15 protein-coding genes are annotated in these 14,020 nt (G+C 72.4%); 5 read left to right on the forward strand and 10 right to left on the reverse strand.

Features of this window, described 5'->3' with window-relative positions; genetic code table 11:
* Positions 1-133 precede the first annotated feature (133 nt).
* Both MILUP08_RS18835 and MILUP08_RS18840 read right to left on the reverse strand, forming a co-directional pair.
* Positions 134-340 (reverse strand): DUF397 domain-containing protein, encoded by a 207-nt coding sequence (locus MILUP08_RS18835; RefSeq protein ID WP_007460505.1) that lies wholly within the window; start codon positions 338-340, stop codon positions 134-136.
* A complete protein-coding gene (locus MILUP08_RS18840) occupies positions 331-1,098 on the reverse strand; it encodes a DUF5753 domain-containing protein (protein ID WP_007460506.1) in 768 nt (255 codons plus the stop codon). Before MILUP08_RS18840 ends, MILUP08_RS18835 begins: the two co-directional genes overlap by 10 nt.
* A 306-nt stretch (positions 1,099-1,404) precedes the next feature.
* Between MILUP08_RS18840 and MILUP08_RS18845 the strand changes: the two genes are divergently transcribed.
* Positions 1,405-1,641: a hypothetical protein gene (locus tag MILUP08_RS18845; protein WP_007460508.1), complete on the forward strand. Its 237-nt coding sequence runs from the start codon at positions 1,405-1,407 to the stop codon at positions 1,639-1,641.
* Positions 1,642-1,703: 62 nt separating this feature from the next.
* On the opposite strand, the gene MILUP08_RS18850 is transcribed toward MILUP08_RS18845, so the two are convergent.
* Positions 1,704-2,309: a response regulator transcription factor gene (locus MILUP08_RS18850; RefSeq protein ID WP_007460510.1), complete on the reverse strand. Its 606-nt coding sequence runs from the start codon at positions 2,307-2,309 to the stop codon at positions 1,704-1,706.
* Positions 2,306-3,460 carry a histidine kinase gene (locus MILUP08_RS18855; protein WP_007460512.1) on the reverse strand — a complete coding sequence of 385 codons (1,155 nt, stop codon included), beginning with the start codon at positions 3,458-3,460 and terminating at the stop codon, positions 2,306-2,308. Before MILUP08_RS18855 ends, MILUP08_RS18850 begins: the two co-directional genes overlap by 4 nt.
* A 132-nt stretch (positions 3,461-3,592) precedes the next feature.
* Between MILUP08_RS18855 and MILUP08_RS18860 the strand changes: the two genes are divergently transcribed.
* Both MILUP08_RS18860 and MILUP08_RS18865 read left to right on the forward strand, forming a co-directional pair.
* The gene (locus MILUP08_RS18860) at positions 3,593-4,492 is read left to right on the forward strand and encodes a hypothetical protein (RefSeq protein WP_007460516.1); all 900 of its coding nucleotides are present in this window, start codon (positions 3,593-3,595) and stop codon (positions 4,490-4,492) included.
* 88 nt (positions 4,493-4,580) lie between these two features.
* Positions 4,581-6,326 carry a DEAD/DEAH box helicase gene (locus tag MILUP08_RS18865; RefSeq protein ID WP_007460517.1) on the forward strand — a complete coding sequence of 582 codons (1,746 nt, stop codon included), beginning with the start codon at positions 4,581-4,583 and terminating at the stop codon, positions 6,324-6,326.
* Positions 6,327-6,374: 48 nt separating this feature from the next.
* Here the strand turns inward: MILUP08_RS18865 and MILUP08_RS18870 are convergent, their stop codons facing one another.
* The 5 genes from MILUP08_RS18870 to MILUP08_RS18890 form a co-directional block, all read right to left on the reverse strand.
* Positions 6,375-6,779 (reverse strand): DoxX family protein, encoded by a 405-nt coding sequence (locus MILUP08_RS18870; RefSeq protein WP_007460520.1) that lies wholly within the window; start codon positions 6,777-6,779, stop codon positions 6,375-6,377.
* Between the two features lie 134 nt (positions 6,780-6,913).
* Positions 6,914-9,244: an endopeptidase La gene (gene lon / locus MILUP08_RS18875; RefSeq protein WP_007460521.1), complete on the reverse strand. Its 2,331-nt coding sequence runs from the start codon at positions 9,242-9,244 to the stop codon at positions 6,914-6,916.
* 38 nt (positions 9,245-9,282) lie between these two features.
* Positions 9,283-9,540 carry a hypothetical protein gene (locus tag MILUP08_RS18880; RefSeq protein ID WP_007460523.1) on the reverse strand — a complete coding sequence of 86 codons (258 nt, stop codon included), beginning with the start codon at positions 9,538-9,540 and terminating at the stop codon, positions 9,283-9,285.
* Complete coding sequence (locus tag MILUP08_RS18885; protein ID WP_007460525.1) at positions 9,537-10,370, reverse strand: manganese catalase; 834 nt, start codon at positions 10,368-10,370, stop codon at positions 9,537-9,539. Before MILUP08_RS18885 ends, MILUP08_RS18880 begins: the two co-directional genes overlap by 4 nt.
* Positions 10,371-10,454: 84 nt before the next feature.
* Entirely contained in the window at positions 10,455-11,189 is a 735-nt protein-coding gene (locus tag MILUP08_RS18890; protein WP_007460527.1) for a sensor histidine kinase, read from the reverse strand.
* A gap of 98 nt (positions 11,190-11,287) precedes the next feature.
* On the opposite strand from MILUP08_RS18890, the gene MILUP08_RS18895 reads away from it, so the two are divergent.
* Together MILUP08_RS18895 and MILUP08_RS18900 are read left to right on the forward strand one after the other, a co-directional pair.
* The gene (locus tag MILUP08_RS18895; RefSeq protein ID WP_237747125.1) at positions 11,288-11,896 is read left to right on the forward strand and encodes a response regulator; all 609 of its coding nucleotides are present in this window, start codon (positions 11,288-11,290) and stop codon (positions 11,894-11,896) included.
* Between the two features lie 156 nt (positions 11,897-12,052).
* The gene (locus tag MILUP08_RS18900) at positions 12,053-12,400 is read left to right on the forward strand and encodes a histone-like nucleoid-structuring protein Lsr2 (RefSeq protein WP_007460530.1); all 348 of its coding nucleotides are present in this window, start codon (positions 12,053-12,055) and stop codon (positions 12,398-12,400) included.
* Positions 12,401-12,509: 109 nt separating this feature from the next.
* On the opposite strand, the gene MILUP08_RS18905 is transcribed toward MILUP08_RS18900, so the two are convergent.
* Entirely contained in the window at positions 12,510-13,811 is a 1,302-nt protein-coding gene (locus MILUP08_RS18905) for a hypothetical protein (protein WP_007460532.1), read from the reverse strand.
* Between the last annotated feature and the right edge of the window lie 209 nt (positions 13,812-14,020).

The raw sequence follows: 14,020 nt of genomic DNA on the forward strand, positions 1-14,020 counted from the left end.
GAGTCGATGTGCTGTGGAGCGGTATACCTCAGAGGTATGAATATGACTTTGAGGTATACCGCTCATGGCCACATCCGCCCCCACCGACGTGACCGACGGTCACCGCCGGCCGCCGGCTTCGAGCCAGCCAGGGTCAGGAATTACTCGTCTGGTGCTGGGCTCGCGCGAAGCCGACGAAGTCTCGCCACGCCTGCGGCGCGAAGGTAAGCGTCCCGCCGTCACGGTCCTTCGTGTCCCGAACCAGGACGACCCCGGGAACGTTGTCGGCGACCTCCACGCACGCCCCGCCGTTGTTGCCGCTCTTCATGCTCTTACGCCACTGCGCGCCGGTCAGGTCCATGATGATGCCGCTTCCCTGAGCAGGTCTAGGGACTGTCCACGGGAGAGAGCCTCCCCGCGGATGCGTTCCCATCGTCGGTCCAGGGTAGCAATTTCCGACTGCTGCTCGGTTATCTGCGCCTGTGCCTGCCCGTCAACGTGGGCAACACGACCGCCGCCCTCCAATTCGGCGATGATGAACGGCCCACCCAGGCCCGGATACATGCCAACGGTTGCCGGCACGACGTAGACCTGCACCGACGGGAGTTGCGCACATCTAGCGAGATGCTCGCACTGCTCGCGCATGAGAGACCGGTCGCCGTAGGCCGACCGCCGCAGCACCGACTCGTCCAGAACGGCGATCAATAGCGGTGGCTGGTCGCGGTGGAGGACCGACTGCCGCACCATACGTCCCTGGACGAGATGGTCAAGGTCGTTGGAGGACAGCAACTCACCGGCCAGTGTGGCCCGCGCGTACGCCTCGGTCTGCAACAGGCCGGGCACCCAGGCCAGTTCGTACCACCGCAGCGCGACCGCCTCGCGTTCAATGTCAGCCCATGGCCGGAACCACACCGGCTCGCGGCGCTTCAGGACGTCCGGCCACAGGTCGACCACCTCTCGTCCGAGGATCGCGGCGACCTGGGCACGATGTCGAGTCTGCGGAATCCGTCCCGGGTTTGCCCACCGCGCGGCCGTCTTCGGATCGACCCCGGTCTGAGCCGCGAGGGAGTCGGCGGTCTCACCACACTGGGTCATGGCCTCCACAACGGCGTGATTCATCCTCTGTCCTCCCCGGATATCCCGAACGTCCAAACGCCATAGTGCAACGGAGTGTAGTTGCTTCGCAACGGTCGGCAGGGTGGTCGTAGACGGCGCGGCCGGCAGGGACCCGAGACCCGGCGGACGCGTTCGTGCCGGGGCCGCCTCGTGGGCGAGCACTCAGGGGCGGCCCCTCCCGACGAGCGACAGGGAGACAGCCGTGCCGGAATGTCCCGCGGCGAGCGCCCTTCCGACCAGGGCCGCTGACGTCCTGTGCCGGAACAGCACGGACGAGCGCACAGTTCGTCCGCCGAACGGAGGTGCCGCGTGAGGGGTCGACGCCTCCCCCATCTGGCGACCCGTCCCACCTGGCGTTGCCAGTCGTGCGGGATCGCGTGGCCCTGCTCGGCGGCGAAGCTGAGCCTCCTCGGCCAGTACCGCGAGAACCGGCCGGCCCTGGTGGCCTACCTGATGACCCTGCGGGACGAGGCCGCCGAGCAGCACCACGGCACCACGGCGGCCGACCTCGACGACCGGTTCGTCGCCTGGGCGCGACCCCGGTAGCCGGTCGGGTCGGGACGCCAGGTGGTGCGTGGGTTGAAGCAGAGCAAAGGACAGCCGAAGGGTCAGAGCCAGCCGCTGTCGCGGGCGGTACGCACCGCCTCGGCGCGGTCCGTCGCGCCGAGCTTCTGCACGGCAGCGGACAGGTGGTTGCGGACGGTGCCGGTGGACAGGTGCACCCGGCGGGCGATCACCGCGACCGGTGCGCCGAACTCGGCCAGCCGCAGCGTCTCCAGTTCCCGAGGGGTCAGCGGGCACGGCGGCAGGGTCAGCGCGTCGGCGGCCAGCGACGGGTCCACGTACCGGCCGCCGACGTGCACCCGTCGGATCACGTCGGCGAGCGCGCTTCCCGGCGCTCCCTTGGGGAGGAAACCTCGCGCACCGGCCGTCAGCGCCTGCCGCAGGTGACCCGGCCGGCCGTGCCCGGTGAGGACCACCACCGCGCAGTCGGGTCGGACGCGGGCCAGCTCGGCGGCCACCGCGATGCCGTCCAGGCCGGGCATCTCCAGGTCCACCACGGCCACGTCCGGGCGGTGCGCGAGCGCCGCGGTGACAGCCGTCGGCCCGTCCGCGGCCTGGGCCACGACGTCGATGTCCGGTTCCAGGTCGAGCAGCGCGGCGACCGCGACCCGGATCAGCTCCTCGTCGTCGGCGAGCAGGACGCGGATCACGACGGCCACGGAACGGTGATGTCGAGGGTGAACACCGAGTCCTCGCGGTGCACCCGCAACTCTCCCCCGACCGCGGCGATCCGGTCGGCGATGCCGCGCAGGCCGTGGCTGTGCTCGTCCGGACCCCGGCCGTCGACGCCGTCGTTGGCGACAGTCATTCTGGCCACACTGTCCTCCCGGTCGATGTGGATGCGACACCACTGGGCCTGGCTGTGCCGCAGCACGTTGGTGCCCGCCTCGCGCAGCACCGCCGCCAGCTCGGTGGCGGCGGACTGTGGCAGGTCGACAGGTGGCGGCTGCACCGTGCAGCGCACCCCGCAGGAACGCAGCACCCCAGCGACGGCGGCCAACTGCTCACCGAGGTCCACCGCGCGGTACCCGTGGACGGTCTCGCGGACCTCGGCCAGCGCGGAGGCGGCGAGTCGCTGCGCCTCGGCGGCTTCCCGGCCGGCCCGCTCCGGGTCGACCGGCGCCAGTCGGGCGGCGAGTTCGGCTTTCAACGCGATCACGGTGAGGTGGTGCCCCAGCACGTCGTGCACGTCACGGGCGAAGCGCAGCCGCTCCTCGGCGGCGGCCAGTCGGGCCTGGGCGGCCTGGCCCTGCCGGGCCTCCACGAGCAGACCCCAGAACCAGACCTGGAACCAGTTGACCGCCGCCACGCCCACCCCGATCCCGCCCGTCACGGCCAGGTTCCGCCCCACGGAGCCGCCGGTCCACCACGCCACGGCCGCCGACACGAGCAGGGCGCCGGCGGTGACCGCCAGCGCGCCCGGGAGGCGGACCAGCAGCGGCGCCATCCCCACCAGGGCGGCCCCGATCCAGGCCCAGGTGGGCCAGACACCGACCGCCACCGGGGCGACCAGGGGCACGGTCAGCGCGGCCACGACGATCAGACCGAGTTGGGCGCGGCGTCGCCACCGCTGCGCGAGCCACGGCGTGACCGCCGCGTACAGCACGGCCGTCTGCGCGACGGCGAACGCGAGGATGCCGACCGCGCCGAGCGCGACGCGGCTGCGGTCCGGCTCCCGGGTCAGGCCGATCGCCGGCAGCAGCACACTCGCCCACACGCCGGTGGCCAGCGACAGCAGCGTCGCCTGCCGGGCCCGGTGCAGCCGGCGGTCCGCCCGGGGTGTCACCGCCTCGCTCGCCACGCGTCGATCCTAGGGCCGGCCCGCGCACGGGCCACCCGTGCGAGTTGTCACGGTCGGACCGTGCGCCCCGCACGGTTTTCCCGTGACGGACGCGCCTGCCCCCCGCGCCGGAACGCCGGCAGGGTCAACGGCATGGAGAAGACACCGATGTACGCGGACAGCCCTACCCCCGTACGGCAGCCCGGATCGCTGCCCACCGCCCAGCCGGCGCCCTCCGACGCGGCGCCCTCCCACGGCACCCGGCGGCGGCTGCTGTGGCATCTCGGCGAGATGGCGCTGGCGATGGTCGCCGGGATGGTGCTGCTCGGGCCGCTCTGGGAGATGGCCGGCACGGCCCTGGGCGTTGCCGGCGCACTGGCCCGGCCGGAGGTGGCCGCCCTGGTGATGGCCACGGACATGACAGTCGGGATGACGGTGTGGATGCGCTACCGGGCGCACCACTGGAGCGGGGTCGGTGAGATGGCCGCCGCGATGTACGTCCCGTTCCTGCTGCTGCTCGTACCGTTCTGGGCCGGTCTGCTGGACGGCGACGCCGTGCTGCTCGGCGGCCATCTGCTGATGGTGCCGGCCATGGTGCTGGTGGCGCTGCGCCACCGGCACGAACCGCCGGCGGTGATACACCGGCACCCGGCGGTGGTGGCGCTCGCCCGCCGCTGGCCGGCCGGACTCGCGCTGCTGCTGACCCTGGACATGTGGGTCGACCCGATGGTGCTCAGCCCGTGGACGATGCTGGTGCTGCCCGGCGGGTACCTGCTGATCGGCGTGGCCCGGCGGACGCTGCGGGGGCCGGGCGTGCTCGCCACCCAGCTCGTCGGCCTGGTCGCCTGGGTGACCGTGACGCTTGTCGCGGTCGCGGCCGGCGGGCGGACGGCCGCGTGGCTGGTGGCGTTCGGGTGGCTGGCGCACTCCGGGTGGGACCTGGTCAACCACCGCACCGGCCGAGTGGTGCCGCGCGGGTACGCCGAGTTCTGCGGAGTGCTCGACGCCGTTCTCGGCGCGATCATGATCCTGGCGATCCTGACCACCACCTGACCCGCCGAGCTGCCCGCCGACCGCCGCCCGGGGCGCTCTTGTGCCGGTCGGCGCAGCGGGCCCGACGGGGTAATGAAAGGCTTGGCACATGAGTTCCGCACCTGCACAGCACGACGCACCGACTGACGCACCGCTCGACGCCGTCCCCGCCGACGCCGAAGAGGTGTACGCCTTCACCGAGCTCGGGCTGCGTCCCGAGCTGCTGGGCGCGCTGTCCGCCCTCGGCTACGAGGAGCCGACCCCGATCCAGCGGGAGGCCATCCCGCCGCTGCTCGACGGTCGGGATCTGCTGGGTCAGGCCGCCACCGGCACCGGCAAGACGGCGGCGTTCGCGCTGCCGCTGCTGAACCGGATGTCGGCGCACCGCGACGGCGGGGACCCGGTGGCGCTGGTGCTGGTGCCGACGCGGGAGCTGGCGGTGCAGGTGTCCGAGGCGTTCCACCGCTACGGCAAGGACCTGGGCGCGCGGGTGCTGCCGATCTACGGTGGGCAGCCGATCGGGCGGCAGTTGCGGGCACTGGACAGCGGGGTCGACGTGGTGGTGGCCACCCCCGGGCGGGCCCTCGACCACATCGCCCGGGGCACCCTGCGCCTCGGCGGCCTGGCCACGGTGGTGCTCGACGAGGCCGACGAGATGCTCGACATGGGCTTCGCCGAGGACATCGAGGCGATCCTGGAGCACGCTCCCGCCGAGCGTCAGACGGTGCTCTTCTCGGCCACCATGCCGTCGCGGATCGACGGGATGGCCCGCCAGCACCTGCGCGAGCCGGTCCGGATCGAGATCGGCCGGGAGCAGACGGTCGCGGGCGAGGCGCCCCGGGTGCGGCAGAGCGCGTACATCGTGACGCGCGCGCACAAACCGGCGGCGCTGGGCCGGGTCCTCGACGTGGAGTCGCCCACGGCGGCGATCGTGTTCTGCCGCAGCCGCGAGGAGGTGGACCGGCTGACCGAGACGATGAACGGCCGGGGCTACCGCTCCGAGGCGCTGCACGGCGGCATGAGCCAGGAGCAGCGCGACCGGGTGATGGGTCGGCTGCGGGCGGGCACCGCCGACCTGCTGGTGGCCACCGACGTGGCGGCCCGTGGGCTCGACGTCGAGCAGCTCACCCACGTGGTCAACTACGACGTGCCGTCGGCGCCGGAGTCGTACGTGCACCGCATCGGCCGGGTGGGTCGGGCCGGCCGGGAGGGCGTGGCGATCACCCTCGCCGAGCCGCGCGAGCACCGGATGCTCAAGACCATCGAGCGGGTGACCGGCCAGCGGATCACCATCGACAAGATCCCCACCGTGGCCGACATGCGCACCCGCCGGCTGGAGCTGACCCAGGGGGCGCTGCGGGAGAGCCTGCTGGAGGACGACCTCGACCCGTTCCGGGTGATCGTGGAGACGCTCACCGACGAGTTCGACCTGATGGAGGTGGCGCTCGCCGCGGTGAAGCTGGCCCACGAGGTGACGTCCCCGGGCTCGGACGACGAGGAGGAGATCCCGCAGGCGCCGGTGCGCGGCCCGCGCGAGGGTCGGCCGGAGGCCGGTGGCCGGGGCGGCGACCGGCGCGGTGGCGGCCGGCCCCGCTCGGGTGGCGGCAACACCGTCCAGGTCTTCGTCGGTCTGGGCCGGCGCGCGGGGGTCCGCCCGCAGGACCTGGTCGGCGCCATCACCGGCGAGACGGGGATCCGCGGCCGGGACATCGGCTCGATCGAGATCGCCGACCGCTTCTCCCTGGTGGAGGTGCCGCAGGGGGTGGCCGACGAGGTGATCTCCGGGCTGCGCTCCAGCACCATCAAGGGCCGCAAGGCCACGGTTCGTCGCGACCGCGGCGGCGAGGGGCGCTGAGCGCGCCGCCGGCGACCGCCGGGGTACGACGGTCGCCGGCGCATCAGCTCAGAAGGAGTACGGCCCGAAGCGGCCCCAGGCGACCACCGCGGCGAGAACGAGCAGCACCGCGCAGGTGATCGCGCCCTGGATCTCCGTGCGACGCTCGGCCGCCGTGTCGCGCTTCTTCCGGTCGCGCAGGTGCACCAGGATGGCGCCGATCATGACGATGACCAACCCGACGGCGGCCAGCGGCGTGAGCACTGTGGCGATGCCGGTGAACGCGGGCAGCACGAGCCCGACGGCGGCCAGCACCTCGACCGCGCCGAGGGCCTTGACCTGGGTCGGCGGGACCGGGTCGACCCAGGCCATCCGGTCGCGCAGCTTCTCCTTGGGCTGGGTCAGCTTGGCCAGGCCGGCGCCGACGAAGACGACGGCGAGCAGGATCTGGATGATCCAGAGCACCAGGTTCACGGGGGTTACCTCCGGGGGGCGCCGCCTCGCGGCGGAGAGGTGGTTGAGGGGTTCCCGCGGACTGTAGCCCCCCATGCGCCAACATCAATGACCCCCGCCGTCCGAAGACGGCGGGGGTCATCGGGCTCGGAACGTCAGACCGTGAACAGCGCCGGACCGTCCAGCGCCTGGACGTCGGCCGGGCGCAGCGCCAGGGCGAGCACGTCGGCCACGTCGGCCAGGGTGTGCACGGTCAGCGCCTCGCGCACCTCGGTCGGCAGGTCGTCCAGGTCCGGCTCGTTACGCGCCGGGATGATGACCTCGGTGAGGCCGGCCCGGTGCGCGGCGAGCAGCTTCTGCTTCACCCCGCCGATCGGCAGCACCCGACCGGAGAGCGTCACCTCGCCGGTCATCCCGAACTCGGGGCGGACCGGTCGGCCGGTTACCAGGGACGCCAGGGCCGTCACCATGGTGATGCCGGCGCTCGGGCCGTCCTTGGGCACCGCGCCCGCCGGGACGTGCAGGTGGATCCGGCGTCCCGCCAGGGCGTTCGGGTCGATGCCGAGCCGACGCCCGTTGGAGCGCAGGTACGACAGCGCGATGTGCGCCGACTCCTTCATGACGTCACCGAGCTGACCGGTCAGGGTCAGCCCCGGCTCGCCCTCCATGCTCGTCGCCTCGATGAAGAGCACGTCCCCGCCGGCGCCGGTGACGGCGAGGCCGGTGGCCACGCCGGGCACCGCGGTGCGCTCGGCCGACTCCGGGGTGAACTTCGGCCGCCCCAGGTAGCCGGTGAGGTTGTCGGTGTCGACGCGTACCGGCGACGGGTCGGTCGCCAGCGTCACGGCCACCTTGCGCAGGATCTTGGCCAGACCCCGTTCGAGCTGCCGGACACCGGCCTCCCGGGTGTACTCCCCCGCGATCAGCGCCAACGCCTCGTCGGCGATCTCCACCTCGTCGGCGGTCAGACCGGCCCGCTCCCGCTGCCGGGGCAGCAGGTGGTCGCGGGCGATGGCGACCTTCTCGTCCTCGGTGTAGCCGTCCAGGGTGACCAGCTCCATCCGGTCCAGCAGCGGGCCGGGGATGGACTCCACCACGTTGGCGGTGGCCAGGAACAGCACGTCGGACAGGTCCAGGTCGACCTCCAGGTAGTGATCCCGGAAGGTGTGGTTCTGGGCCGGGTCGAGCACCTCCAGCAGGGCGGCGGCCGGGTCACCGGCGTAGCCGGCGGCCAGCTTGTCCACCTCGTCGAGGAGCACGACCGGGTTCATCGAGCCGGCCTCGCGCAGCGCGCGGACGATCCGACCGGGCAGCGCGCCCACGTAGGTGCGCCGGTGCCCGCGGATCTCCGCCTCGTCGCGGACGCCGCCGAGCGACACCCGGACGAAGTTGCGCCCGAGCGCCCGAGCCACGGACTCGCCGAGGCTGGTCTTGCCCACCCCGGGAGGGCCGGCGAGGGCGAGCACCGCGCCGGAGCCGCGACCGCCGACCACGCCGAGGTTGCGCTCGGCCCGGCGGTTGCGCACCGCGAGGTACTCCAGGATGCGGTCCTTCACGTCGGCCAGGCCGGCGTGGTCGGCGTCGAGCACCGCCCGGGCCGCGGCCAGGTCGGTGTTGTCCTGGGTACGCGTACCCCAGGGCATTTCCAGGACGGTGTCGAGCCAGGTACGGATCCAGCCCGCCTCCGGGGAGGCGTCACTGGCCCGCTCCAGCTTGCCGACCTCGCGCATCGCCGCCTCGCGGACCTTGTCCGGCAGGTCGGCGCTCTCCACCCGGGAGCGGTAGTCGGCCGAGCCGTCCGGCTCGTCCTCGCCCAGCTCCTTGCGGATCGCGGCGAGCTGCTGGCGCAGCAGGAACTCCCGCTGCGACTTCTCCAGGCCCTCGCGGACGTCGCTGTTGATCTGCTCGGTGACCTCCTGCTCGGCCAGGTACGCCTTCACCCAGCCGACCAGCAGCTCCAGCCGGGCGGTGACGTCCGGCGCGGCGAGCAGCTCGGTCTTCTGCTCCAGGGTCAACCAGGGCGCGTAGCCGGCCGAGTCGGCCAGCTCGGACAGGTCGGTCATCCGCTCCACCGCGTCGATGACCTGCCAGGCGCCCCGCTGCTGGAGCACGGAGGTCACCAGGGCGCGGTACTCGCGGGCGAGTTCCCGCGCCTTGCCGGCGGGGGCGGGTTCGTCGAGTTCGGTCGCCTCGACCCAGAGGGCCGCGCCGGGGCCGGGCACGCCGGAGCCGATCCGGGCCCGGGACAGGCCACGGACCACGGCGGCGGGCTCACCGTCGGGCAGCCGGCCGACCTTCTCGATGGTGGCGACCACGCCGACCGGGCCGTACTCGCCGTCGATGCGCGGCACGGCCAGCAGCTTGCGGTCGCCGGTCGTCCGGGCCGCGTCGATGGCGGCCTGGGTGGTCGGGTCGAGGGTCACCGGGATGACCATGCCGGGCAGCAGCACGGCGTCGGTCAGGGGAAGTACCGGAAGAGTTGCCATCGAACACCTGCTATCGCGTTGGGTTGAGCGTGTCTCACTCAAGTAACAAAGCGTTCCCCTTGTTCCGAGGTGTGACCCAGACCACTGCTCGACGCTGGCCGGCGGAGCGGCAGCAGCAGGTCCCGGACCGCCCGGCCCCCGCCGGCCAGCGCCACGGCGACGGGAATGGCCAGGCTGGTCAACGCCAGGGCGAGCACCACCCGGGCGGGCAGCCCGACGCCGACGGCGAGCGCGGTGAGCGCCGTGCAGACCACCAGCTTCACCCGGGTGCCCGACAGGCTCCCGACCGTGTTCACGACGCCGCCGGGTTGGTGCCGTACAGCCGCGGGTCACCCGGCGGCAGCACCGGCTCGGGGGCGTTCGCGCGCGGGTTGTCGTCGTAGCGGAACTCCCCCTTGCCGTCGGGCGCGGGCCCGGACGCCCAGCGCCCCTGCGCGGCGTCCGTGCCGGAGGAGAAGCCCAGGTAGGTGTAGCCGAACTCGTCGGTGAACTCCCCGGAGTCCGGGAAGGCGTCCGGCACCGGCATGTCCTCCAGGCCGTCCTCCCGGAGCTGCTCGATGGCGGCCAGCCACATGTTCTGGTGCATGGTGTCGCGGGCCAGCAGGAAGCGCAGCATCTGCTTGACGCCGGGGTCGTCGGTCATGTTGAACAGCCGGGAGACCTGCAGGCGGCCCTGCGCCTCGGCGGTGACGTTGAGCTGGAAGTCGGCCAGCAGGTTGCCGCTGGCGGTGATGAACGCGCCGTTCCAGGGCACCCCGTTGCTGTCGGCGGGCAACGCCCCGGCGCCGCTGTGAATGAAGTGCGCCGGGTTCGACCCGGCGTAGACAGCCCCACCCCCGGGGTTGTCCGCGATGGCCTCCGACAGCGACAGCGGGGCGTTGTCCAGCAGGCGGGTGATCATCGTGACGATCATCTCGACGTGGCCGACCTCCTCGGTGCCGACGTCGAGCAGCAGGTCCTTGTACTTGCCGGGCAGTCGGCAGTTCCACCCCTGGAACAGGTACTGGTTGGCGACTGTCATCTCGCCCCACTTGCCGCCCAGGACCTCCTGCAGGCGGCGGGCGAACGCGGCGTCCGGAGCGTCCGGCTTGGCTTCGAACTGCAGGTCCTTGACGTGGCTGAACATTCGACCTCCTCGGTGCCGGAATGCTGGCACCGGGGCCATTCCCATCCCGCTGACCCGGCCGGGCCAACCCGTGTCCCGGTGGGGTCAGCGCAGCGGGCGGACCACCGGCAGCAGCACCTCCAGCGCCACGCCCCGGGGCCGCAGCCGGTGCGCGCGCAGCACTCCCCCGTCGACGGCCACCAGGTGTCGCACGATCCACAGCCCCAGCCCGGACATCCCGACCACCGGCGCCGGACGGCGCAGCGCCACCAGCAGCGCCTCGTCCACCCGGCCCTCGTCGGTGACCACGATGCTCAGGCCGGGCCCGCGCAGCGCCGCGTAGATGCCGACGTGTCCCCCGGCCGGCCCGTGGCGCAACGCGTTCTCCACGAGGTTCACCACCACCTGCCGGGTCCGGCCCGCCGGCACCGGCCAGGAACCCGCCCGCCGGGTGGCGCGGGCCCGTCGCCGACCCGCCGGCACCAGCGCGGCGACCTCCCGCAGGATCCCGGCCAGCGGCACGGTGGCCTCCTCCGGTGAGGCCGTCGGCGCCAGCACGCCGACGCCGGCGGTCGCGTCGCGCAGCAGGCCCTGCAAATGGGCGGCCTGGTCGCGGGCCAGTTCGACGATCGCCCGTCGGTCCGCGCCGGTAAGCGTCCGGCGCTCATCGGCCAGCGCCCGGGTCAACGAGGTCAGGGCGCTGACCGGGGTACGGAACTCGTGGCACAACACCCGCAGCAGCAGGTCCGCGTCGACATCCGCCGGCGGCTCGGCCCCCGCTCCCGGCCCGGTCCGACGCAACCCTCGCAACAACCCCTGCCAGCCCTGGCGTGCCCGCATGCATCCGACTCCCCCCGTTCGGTGCGTACCCGCATGATCGGTACCCGCTGGGGAACGGCGCAGACATGCCGGACGCCCCCACCCTCAGACTCGCTGTCGTGGACGACCACCCCCTGTTCGTCCGCGGCCTCGAGCTGCTGCTTCCGGTGAGCACCGACGGACGGGCCGAGGTGGTCGGCTCGACGGGCGACGCCGCCGCGGCAGCGACCCTGGTCAGCCGCTGCCACCCCGACCTGGCGCTTGTCGACCTGCACATGCCACCGCCCGGCGGCATCCGGGCGGTGGCCGCCATCCGGCGGACCACGCCACGCGTGCGGGTGGTCGCCATGTCCGGCTCCACCGACCCGGCGCCGGCGCTTGAGGCGTTGCGGGCCGGCGCCGAGGGGTTCCTGCCGAAGACCAGCGAACCGGAGGAGCTGCTGCCCCCGTTGCTGGCCATCCTCGACGGCTGGGCGGTGCTGCCGGCGGAACTGCTGCGCGCCCTGCTGGGCCCCTCCCGCACCGCGTCGGTCGACCTGGACGCCGAGGAACGCCGCCTCCTGCGGGCGATCGCCGCCGGTCGCAGCACCGTCGACGTCGCCGAGGAACTGCACGTCTCGGAACGGACGGTGAAACGGATGACCGCCGCGCTGCTGCGCAAGCTGCGGGTTTCCAACCGCGCGGAGGCGGCGGCCATCGCCGGACACGCCGGCCTGCTTACCGATTGACGCGCCCCCGCCGCCTGCGATTCCGCGGCGGTTCCCGGTTTTGTACGCCACTCAATCGCGACGCGCCGAAATGAATGGGACGCATATTGTTGCGGATTCCCCCGTTGATAGGTCAGACTTTGGACACATCCCGCCACCTACAGGGAGTAATCGGCAATGGCGAGAAAAGTAATCACGGTGCTGACCGACGACCTCGACGGCGGGAAGGCCGACCGGACGGTCGAGTTCAGTCTCGACGGCGTGGCCTACACGATCGACGTCTCGGACGAGAATGCCGGCGTCCTGCGTAAGGCGCTGGACCCGTACATCAATGCGGGTCGGCGGATCGGTCGGGGCCCGGCGGAGAACACGCGGACAGTTCGGCGGCCGGGGCGACCCAGCGGCGCCGGAATGGACCGCGAGCAGAACCGGGCGATCCGGGAATGGGCCGTCAAGAACGGCTACAAGATTTCCGAGCGGGGCCGGATCCCGGTCGAGGTCGTCGAGGCGTACAAGAGCCGCTGACACACGGCACACAGCGACGGGGTCTCGCCGTTTCCGGCGGGACCCCGTCGCTGTGTGCGCGGCCGGCCACCCGGGGCTGTACGCCCTGACTGGCCGGCCGACTCTCGAATCAGTTCACGTTGATGCGGATCGAGTCGAAGGCAGGGGTCTGGTTCGCCCGCTCCATCATCGGCAGGCGGTGCGAGCCGTCACCGGCCCAGACCGAGCACTGCGCCGTACCCGACTCCGGCAGGCCCGGGATCTGGATGGTCACGTCGTCCGGCTGGGCGCCACCGCGACCGTCCTCGGTGGCGACGAAGAACGCCGGCACCTCCTGCGGCTCCGGCGGCGCGGTCAGGCTGTCCAGCATCCGGCAGGCGGTGTGGAAGTGACCCCGGACCAGGCCCTGGGCGTTGAGCAGCGAGCTCTCCACGTAGTACCCGCCCTGACCGGCCGCGAGGAAGCGGTCACGGACCAGATTGCGGGTGCTGACCCGCAGGGTGAAGGGCTGGTTGCGGCCGACCTGCTGCGGGAACTGGGTGATCAGCAGCGACGGGTTGTTGGCGGCGGCGCCAACCTCACCGAACTCGGTGCTCACGCACCGGTTGCCCTTCTGGAAACCGTCGTGCGCCTCCAACTTGCTCTCGTCGCAGTCGTTCGCCAGCACGCCGAGTCCCGCGCCGGGAGCGGTGCCACCATTGTTTCCGCCGTTGTTGCCACCACCGTTGTTTCCGCCACCGGTGTTCCCACCGTTGTTGTTGCCACCGCCGGTGTTCCCACCGTTGTTGTTCCCACCACCGGTGTTGCCGCCACCGTTGTTGCTACCGGTGGGCTGCACCTGGCACTCGGCGAGCTGCGCCAAACCCTGCGGGCGCGGACCGACCCGGTCGATAGCCGTCGTGATCCGGTCCAGGACCGCCTTACGCTTGCCGGCCAGCGGCTGCAGGATCGCATTGCGGATGAACGCCGCGCCCTTGTTGCCCTCGGCGGCCAGCCGGCGATCGGCCTCGGCGATCTGGGTCTGCAACTGGGCGAGATTACGGTCGACCTCGGCTCGCGCCCGATCCGGCACCTGCGGCAGCTTTGCCGCCACATCGGGACAGGCGACTGCCGAGCCGGTGCCCACCGTGCCGTCCTTGCCGTCCTCGCACTCCGCCACCGACTCCTGACCGTCACCCCAGTGGTTGCGCACCCATCGGCCGTTCTGCCAGGTGCGGCTGGTCGAGGCGCCGCTCGGCGCGGTCGAACCCGGGCTCGGCTCCACGCACTGGCCGGCGACCGGTCGAGGCTTGTTCGTCCGCCGGTCCTGGGCCGACGAGATCTGGGTGACGGCGACTACTCCGCCGAAGACCACGAGCGTGCCGACAACGGCCAGCAGACGCTTGCTCCGCGCGATGCCGGGTGACCGGCGCGCCCGAGTGGACCTGCGCATCGAATTGCTCTCCTTCTCGATCCGGTAGTGGATTCCTGCCCTCGGCGGACCGACGGATAGATGGCACGCCACGGTGGCGACCACCGCGACCTACCCGGTAACGTGTCGATGGCCGACGATGCCCTTTCCGCACCGTCTCCCGCGTCCGGTCGACGCGGTCGGGGAGATCCTCTTCGTTCGCGCAGGAGTACGGGACGGCGACGGGGAAG

It is taken from the genome of Micromonospora lupini str. Lupac 08 (assembly GCF_000297395.2).
GTDB lineage: Bacteria > Actinomycetota > Actinomycetes > Mycobacteriales > Micromonosporaceae > Micromonospora > Micromonospora lupini.

Excerpts from the sequence above, each read along its gene's own strand:
- MILUP08_RS18890 (WP_007460527.1), bottom strand. The coding sequence starts at position 11,189 with ATGCGGGCACGCCAGGGCTGGCAGGGGTTGTTGCGAGGGTTGCGTCGG.
- MILUP08_RS18840 (WP_007460506.1), bottom strand. The coding sequence starts at position 1,098 with ATGAATCACGCCGTTGTGGAGGCCATGACCCAGTGTGGTGAGACCGCC.
- MILUP08_RS18860 (WP_007460516.1), top strand. The coding sequence starts at position 3,593 with ATGGAGAAGACACCGATGTACGCGGACAGCCCTACCCCCGTACGGCAG.
- MILUP08_RS18865 (WP_007460517.1), top strand. The coding sequence starts at position 4,581 with ATGAGTTCCGCACCTGCACAGCACGACGCACCGACTGACGCACCGCTC.
- MILUP08_RS18885 (WP_007460525.1), bottom strand. The coding sequence starts at position 10,370 with ATGTTCAGCCACGTCAAGGACCTGCAGTTCGAAGCCAAGCCGGACGCT.
- MILUP08_RS18905 (WP_007460532.1), bottom strand. The coding sequence starts at position 13,811 with ATGCGCAGGTCCACTCGGGCGCGCCGGTCACCCGGCATCGCGCGGAGC.
- MILUP08_RS18835 (WP_007460505.1), bottom strand. The coding sequence starts at position 340 with ATGGACCTGACCGGCGCGCAGTGGCGTAAGAGCATGAAGAGCGGCAAC.
- MILUP08_RS18900 (WP_007460530.1), top strand. The coding sequence starts at position 12,053 with ATGGCGAGAAAAGTAATCACGGTGCTGACCGACGACCTCGACGGCGGG.
- lon (WP_007460521.1), bottom strand. The coding sequence starts at position 9,244 with ATGGCAACTCTTCCGGTACTTCCCCTGACCGACGCCGTGCTGCTGCCC.